Origin of the sequence: Streptomyces bambusae (assembly GCF_019400985.1) — a bacterium.
GTDB lineage: Bacteria > Actinomycetota > Actinomycetes > Streptomycetales > Streptomycetaceae > Streptomyces > Streptomyces bambusae_A.
Genome location: NZ_WTFF01000440.1, coordinates 1 through 4,857, shown reverse-complemented (window position 1 = coordinate 4,857; position 4,857 = coordinate 1). Strand labels below are relative to the sequence as shown.

The 4,857-nt window shown below is 71.1% G+C and carries 5 protein-coding genes, 1 tRNA gene and 1 pseudogene; 3 read left to right on the top strand and 4 right to left on the bottom strand.

Annotated elements, in window-relative coordinates:
• Positions 1 to 109 precede the first annotated feature (109 nt).
• Positions 110 to 364, bottom strand: a pseudogene (locus GPJ59_RS33550) (TetR/AcrR family transcriptional regulator); the annotation flags it as partial.
• A gap of 106 nt (positions 365 to 470) precedes the next feature.
• Here GPJ59_RS33550 and hisN point away from each other — a divergent pair.
• Positions 471 to 1,274, top strand: coding sequence for a histidinol-phosphatase (hisN, locus tag GPJ59_RS33545; RefSeq protein WP_219671692.1), 804 nt, complete (start codon positions 471 to 473; stop codon positions 1,272 to 1,274).
• A 216-nt stretch (positions 1,275 to 1,490) separates the two neighbouring features.
• Positions 1,491 to 1,892, top strand: coding sequence for a CBS domain-containing protein (locus GPJ59_RS33540; RefSeq protein WP_219671695.1), 402 nt, complete (start codon positions 1,491 to 1,493; stop codon positions 1,890 to 1,892).
• Between the two features lie 157 nt (positions 1,893 to 2,049).
• Here GPJ59_RS33540 and GPJ59_RS33535 read toward each other — a convergent pair whose 3' ends face one another.
• A complete protein-coding gene (locus GPJ59_RS33535) occupies positions 2,050 to 3,501 on the bottom strand; it encodes a catalase (RefSeq protein WP_219671685.1) in 1,452 nt (483 codons plus the stop codon).
• Between the two features lie 149 nt (positions 3,502 to 3,650).
• Between GPJ59_RS33535 and GPJ59_RS33530 the strand changes: the two genes are divergently transcribed.
• On the top strand, positions 3,651 to 4,067 hold the full coding sequence (locus tag GPJ59_RS33530; RefSeq protein WP_219671684.1) for a Fur family transcriptional regulator: 417 nt from the start codon (positions 3,651 to 3,653) through the stop codon (positions 4,065 to 4,067).
• Between the two features lie 140 nt (positions 4,068 to 4,207).
• On the opposite strand, the gene GPJ59_RS33525 is transcribed toward GPJ59_RS33530, so the two are convergent.
• Together GPJ59_RS33525 and GPJ59_RS33520 are read right to left on the bottom strand one after the other, a co-directional pair.
• Positions 4,208 to 4,281 (bottom strand) — tRNA-Met (locus GPJ59_RS33525).
• Between the two features lie 139 nt (positions 4,282 to 4,420).
• Positions 4,421 to 4,857 (bottom strand): tetratricopeptide repeat protein (locus GPJ59_RS33520; protein WP_374200989.1); only part of this gene is annotated, 437 nt, incomplete at its 5' end.

The window sequence follows — 4,857 nt, the reverse complement described above, 5'->3', positions numbered from 1 at the left end:
GTATCGCTAGTGGCATATTGCAGTAGAGTTAGATGTGTCTATCGCAGCACGTGCTACGTGAGATTGACGCGAAAGATAGTCGGCAGCGTCAGATGGGTATAAGAGACGGGTCGGCGAGGGCCGCGAGCCGTTCGGCGGGCGGCGCCGGCGAGTCCAGGGCGCGGTCGACCCCGTCGAGGTACCGGTCGGTCTCCCGGCGGACCAGCGCGCGGCCGAGCCCCTGCTTGCCGCCGAACTCGTTGTAGAGGGTCTGCCGGGACACCCCGGCGGCCGCCGCGACGTCCACCATGCGCACGGCCGGCCAGGGGCGGGCCGCCAGCGCCGCGCCCGCCGCCTCCAGCAAGGACTCCCGCGCTGCCGGCATCTTCCGCCTCCCAGCCAGTGACGTTCCCGCCAGCGTTGACGGGGCCGGTCCGGCTGTCAAGACGGGCCGTGTGGTACGGCCGGTTCGGTCCGGATACTGTTCGGCCATGCCCGACTATGACGATGATCTGCGCCTTGCCCACGCACTCGCCGACGCCGCCGACGAGGTCACCACGGCCCGCTTCCGGGCCCTCGACCTGAAGGTGGAGACCAAGCCGGACATGACCCCGGTGAGCGAGGCCGACACCGCCACGGAGCAGGCGATCCGGGCCCTGCTGAAGGAGCACCGGCCGGACGACGCGATCCTGGGCGAGGAGTACGGGCTGGTCGGCAGCGGCCCCCGGCGCTGGGTCGTCGACCCGATCGACGGTACGAAGAACTACGTGCGCGGGGTTCCGGTCTGGGCCACGCTGATCTCCCTGATGGAGGAGGACGAGGACGGCCGGTTCCGTCCGGTCGTCGGCGTCGTCTCCGCCCCGGCGCTCGGCCGCCGCTGGTGGGCCACCGAGGGCGGCGGCGCGTACGCCGGCGGCAGCCTGGCCGAGGAGTCCCGGATCGGCGTCTCGAAGGTGGCCACCCTGGCCGACGCCTCGTTCGCGTACTCCTCGCTGGGCGGGTGGGAGGAGCAGGGCCGGCTGCCCGGCTTCCTCGACCTCACCCGGGCGTGCTGGCGCACGCGTGCCTACGGCGACTTCTGGCCGTACATGATGGTCGCCGAGGGCGCGCTGGACCTGTGTGCGGAGCCGGAGCTGAACCTGTGGGACATGGCCGCCATCGCGATCGTCGTCACCGAGGCCGGCGGCCGCTTCACCAGCCTGGACGGGGTGGACGGCGTGCACGGCGGGAACGCCGCCGCCTCGAACGCCCTGCTCCACGACGAGATGCTGGCCTACCTGGGCCGCACGGCCTGACCGCCCGGGCGGGGTCGCCGCGCCGGAGCGACCCCGTTACGGCCGGGGGCGCCGGGGCGCCCCGTTACGGCCGGAGGAACACGTAGCGCGCACCCTTGATGACCCTGTGAAGCCGTGGGAATCTGACAATGCCCCGCTTGTGCGCTTGTGAATGCGTTCACCAGGTCACCAGGCGCTCCGCCCGAGCGGGGCCCCATCCAGGAGGTGGCTCTCTTCATGCTCGTACGCGACGCCATGAGCACCCTGATCCTCACCCTCGGACCCGCCCACACCCTCCGACAGGCCGCGAGCCTGATGTCCGGCCGGCGCGTCGGCGCGGCCGTGGTCCTCGACCCCGACCACAGCGGCATCGGCATCCTGACCGAGCGCGACATCCTCAACTCCATCGGTGCGGGGCACGACCCCGACCGCGAGAGCGTGGGTGCGCACACCACGAACAACGTGGTGTTCTGCACCCCCGACGCCACCTTGCAGGAGGCCGCCGAGGCCATGGCACACGGCGGCTTCCGGCACCTGATCGTGCTGGAGCACGGCGGACCGGTCGGGATCGTCTCCGTGCGCGACATCATCCGCTGCTGGGTACCGGCCCGGCGTACGGCTCCGTCCGTATCCGCCTGAGCACGCCCGCGTACGCCGACGGGCCGGACCCAGTGATCAGGTCCGGCCCGTCGACCCTCGGCGAGCAACCATCAATTGAGATACCCCTACGGCGAGCAACCACATCCGCGAGAGCGGCGGCGGTTCAGGGCCTGTCCGGCCCTAGCCGCAAAGGGTGTCAGCCGCGCAGGGCCTGGACCGCGGCCTCCAGCCGCTTGCCGAAGTCAGCGTCCGCCTGGCGGAAGTTGTCGATCGCCCGCTCGGCGATGTCGTCGCGCGAGACCTTGGCGATGAAGCCTGCCAGGTTCGCGACCAGGCGGCCCTGCTCGTCCTCCGACATCAGGCGGTAGAGGTTGCCCGCCTGCACGAAGTCGTCGTCCTCGGCGTGGACCGGGGCCGCGTGGTTGCCCGTGCCGCCGGCGACCGGGACCGGCTGCCACAGCGGGCGGCCGGTCTGCTGCGGGCCGCCGAAGGAGTTCGGCTCGTAGTTCTTCGCGCCCTTGTGGCGGCCGTCGTAGAGGAAGCCGTCACGGGAGTTGGTGCGCGCCTCGGTGGCGTGCGGGCGGTTCACCGGCAGGTGGTCGGCGTTGATGCCGACGCGGTAGCGGTGCGCGTCGCCGTAGGCGAAGAGGCGACCCTGGAGCATCTTGTCCGGGGACGGGCCGATGCCGGGCACGAAGTGCGCCGGGCTGAAGACCGACTGCTCGACCTCGGCGAAGATGTTCTCCGGGTTGCGGTTGAGCTCCAGCTTGCCGATCTCGATCGGCGGGTAGTCCTCGTGCGGCCACACCTTGGTGAGGTCGAACGGGTTGAAGCGGTAGGTCGCCGCGTCCGCCGCGGGCATGATCTGGACCTGCACGGTCCAGCTCGGGAAGTCGCCGCGCTCGATGGCCTCGCGCAGGTCGCGCTGGTGGGAGTCGGGGTCCTCACCGGCGAGCTTGTCGGCCTCCTCCTGCGTGAGGTTCCGGATCCCCTGGTCGGTCTTGAAGTGGTACTTGACCCAGAAGACCTCGCCCGCCTCGTTGTTCCACTGGAAGGTGTGCGAGCCGTAGCCGTTCATGTGGCGGTACGAGGCCGGGATGCCGCGGTCGCCGAACAGCCAGGTCACCTGGTGGGTGGACTCGGGCGACAGGCTCCAGAAGTCCCAGACGTTGTCCGCCTCGGTCGAGCCGGTGTACGGGTCGCGCTTCTGGGTGTGGATGAAGTCCGGGAACTTGATGGCGTCCTTGATGAAGAACACCGGGGTGTTGTTGCCGACGAGGTCGTAGTTGCCCTCTTCGGTGTAGAACTTCAGCGCCCAGCCGCGGGGGTCGCGCACCGCGTCGGCCGCACCGAGGTTGCCCGCGACGGTCGAGAAGCGCAGGAACGTTTCGGTCTGCTTGCCGACCTCGGAGAGGAACGCGGCGCGGGTGTACCGGGTGACGTCCGCCGTCACGGTGAAGGTGCCGTAGGCGCCGGCGCCGCGGGCGTGCACGACCCGCTCCGGGATCCGCTCGCGGTTGAAGTGGGCGAGCTTCTCCAGCAGGAGCTGGTCCTGGACGAGAACCGGACCCCCGACGCCCGCGGTCTCGCTGTTCTGGTTGTCGGCGACCGGCGCGCCGGCCTCGGTGGTCAGCGGTCCCTGCGTCACGTGCGCCTCCTGCGTCATTGCCGTGCATGTCCTGCGGCGGCTGTTTGCCGTAACCGATCCTACATTGGACTTAGTCTAGGTCAAGCAGGCATCCAATTCCATATGCTTTCGGGATCTACACGCGGTCGCACGCTGCTACCCTGACGCGTATGAGTGACCTGCTGGAACGACTTCGCGGACGCGGCTGGCGCATGACCGCACAGCGGCGCGTCGTGGCCGAGGTGCTCGACGGTGACCACGTGCACCTGACGGCCGACGAGGTCCACGCGCGCGCGGCGGCCAAGCTGCCCGAGATCTCCCGCGCGACCGTCTACAACACCCTCGGCGAGCTCGTCTCCCTCGGTGAGGTCCTGGAGGTCTCCACCGACCGCCGCGCCAAGCGGTACGACCCGAACGCACACCGCCCCCACCACCACCTGGTCTGCGCCCAGTGCGGCGCGATCCGCGACGTGCACCCCGCCGGCAACCCGCTGGCCGACCTCCCCGACTCGGAGCGCTTCGGCTTCACGGTCGAGGGCGTCGAGGTCACGTACCGCGGAATCTGCCCGAACTGCGCGGGAGCGTAGCGGCACGCACACGGCACGCACACGGCATACGAGAAGGGCGGGGGTCGACGACCCCCGCCCTTCTCGCCGTCCCGGCGCCGCCGTCGCATGCAAAAACACCGAAGGCCCGGATCCTGGAGGATCCGGGCCTTCGGCTTCAGTAGCGGGGACAGGATTTGAACCTGCGACCTCTGGGTTATGAGCCCAGCGAGCTACCGAGCTGCTCCACCCCGCGTCGGTGAACCCAACGTTACGTGACTCCCCCCGACACATGCAAATCGCTTAACGGGCGAGCGTCCCGGGCCCGGCCGGCGGGCGGGCCCGAGGCCAGGCGGAGGGCTCTGTCCGGGGCGGCCGGCGGACGAGCCGGGTGGCTAGACGGAGAGTTCCTCCGCCAGGGCCTCGCGGAGGCGGGCGGCGCGTTCGGCGACCTCGGCCGGGCCGAGTTCCATGGCGCGGGCGCACCACTTCTGGCCCTCGGACAGGTCGCCGTGGCGGGCTGCCAGGAGGCCCAGGCGCAGGGCGGCGCGGCCGTGGCCGGCCACCGCCGCGCGGGTCCACCACAGCGCCGCCTCGGGCTCGTTGCCCTCGCGGGCCAGCAGCAGGCCGAGGTTGAAGGCGCCGTTGCGGGAGCCCGCCTCGGCCGCCTCCCGGTACCAGCGGGCCGCGGTCGCCAGGTCGCCGCGGCCGGCGGCCAGCATGCCGACCCGGACCTGGGCCCGCCGGTGGCCCTGGTCAGCGGCGCGCGTGTACCACTCCTCGCTCTCGCTGCGCGGGCCGGCTACCGGTTCGCCCAGCGCCGGCTCCTCCG

What these genes read in the sequence shown, in the direction of transcription:
- GPJ59_RS33540 (WP_219671695.1), top strand. Translation starts at nt 1,491, where the DNA reads ATGCTCGTACGCGACGCCATGAGCACCCTGATCCTCACCCTCGGACCC.
- GPJ59_RS33530 (WP_219671684.1), top strand. Translation starts at nt 3,651, where the DNA reads ATGAGTGACCTGCTGGAACGACTTCGCGGACGCGGCTGGCGCATGACC.
- hisN (WP_219671692.1), top strand. Translation starts at nt 471, where the DNA reads ATGCCCGACTATGACGATGATCTGCGCCTTGCCCACGCACTCGCCGAC.